We start from the raw sequence: 1,246 nt of genomic DNA, 5'->3' as shown, positions 1-1,246 counted from the left end.
GTTCTTAAGTTTGGTGAGTTTACTTTGAAATCTGGCCGTAAAAGCCCGTACTTCTTTAACGCTGGTCTTTTCAATACAGGCCGTGACCTAGCGCGTCTTGGTCGTTTCTACGCGGCAGCACTTGCGGATTCTGGTATCGAATTCGATGTTCTATTCGGCCCTGCGTACAAAGGGATTCCAATCGCGACAACTACGGCGGTTGCACTTGCGGATCACCACGATATCGACACGCCTTACTGCTTCAACCGTAAAGAAGCAAAAAATCACGGCGAAGGCGGTAATCTAGTCGGTTCTGCTTTAGAAGGTCGTATCATGCTGGTGGATGACGTGATTACAGCGGGTACCGCGATTCGTGAATCGATGGAAATCATCAAGGCGAATGGTGCAGATCTGGCTGGCGTATTAGTGGCTATCGACCGCCAAGAGAAAGGCAAAGGCGAACTTTCTGCGATTCAGGAAGTTGAGCGCGACTTCGGTTGTGCGGTGATTTCTATCGTGAGTTTGGGTGACTTAATCACTTACCTTGAAGAAAAAGGTAACGCGACCGAGCATCTTGAAGCGGTGAAAGCATACCGCGCGGAATACGGCATCTAATTTACCACTTTTTCAATTCAATAAAAAAGGTATCCAATCGGATACCTTTTCTTTTGCGATTTATTTGTAGCGAATGCCTTTGGGCTCGTTTTCATCTTGCATGGTTTTGTAGCGTTTGTGCAGCCACATCCATTGCTCAGGTGCTCGCAAAATCACTTCTTCCACGTACTTGTTCATGTAAGCCGCTGCAGCCACTTCATCTTTTTGTGGGTAATCGGCTTCAATGCACTTATCAGCGATGATTTCGTATTTGCCTTCGTCATTGCGGAAACCAGAACCTGGAATGATCGCGCATTTTGATGTGTAGGCTAAAATGCTGGTGCCGGTTGTTGTACAAGCGTCATCAATGGCAAAAAACGGCACGAAGACCGATTTATTGCGGCCGTAATCGTGGTCAGGTAAGTAAAACAAACGCTCGCCGCTGCGCAGTACACGAATCATCTTTTTCACATCTTTGCGATCAATCAGTTTGTTGCCGTTGTGCGTGCGCCCCCAATATTGGATGAAGTTGTACGCTGGGTTGTTGTGAGGACGAAATGCGCCGTAACCCGCAACACCTAAAACAGCAAAAGCTCGCGCGGTAATTTCTAAGTTAAGAGCGTGCACACAACACAACAATACGCCTTTCCCTTCCGCGCCTTTTTCTTTTAGA

The 1,246-nt window shown here is 47.3% G+C and carries 1 protein-coding gene and 1 pseudogene; one reads left to right on the top strand and one right to left on the bottom strand.

Annotated features, from left to right (window positions below; all coding sequences use genetic code 11):
- On the top strand, positions 1 to 594 hold a 594-nt coding region (pyrE, locus tag R8269_RS24945), incomplete at its 5' end, for an orotate phosphoribosyltransferase (protein WP_318090257.1).
- 60 nt (positions 595 to 654) lie between these two features.
- Here pyrE and R8269_RS24940 read toward each other — a convergent pair.
- Positions 655 to 1,246: pseudogene (locus tag R8269_RS24940) on the bottom strand (lipid A biosynthesis lauroyl acyltransferase); the annotation flags it as partial.

The organism is Vibrio sp. Vb0667 (genome assembly GCF_033391095.1).
This window is presented reverse-complemented; position numbering and strand designations above follow the sequence as displayed.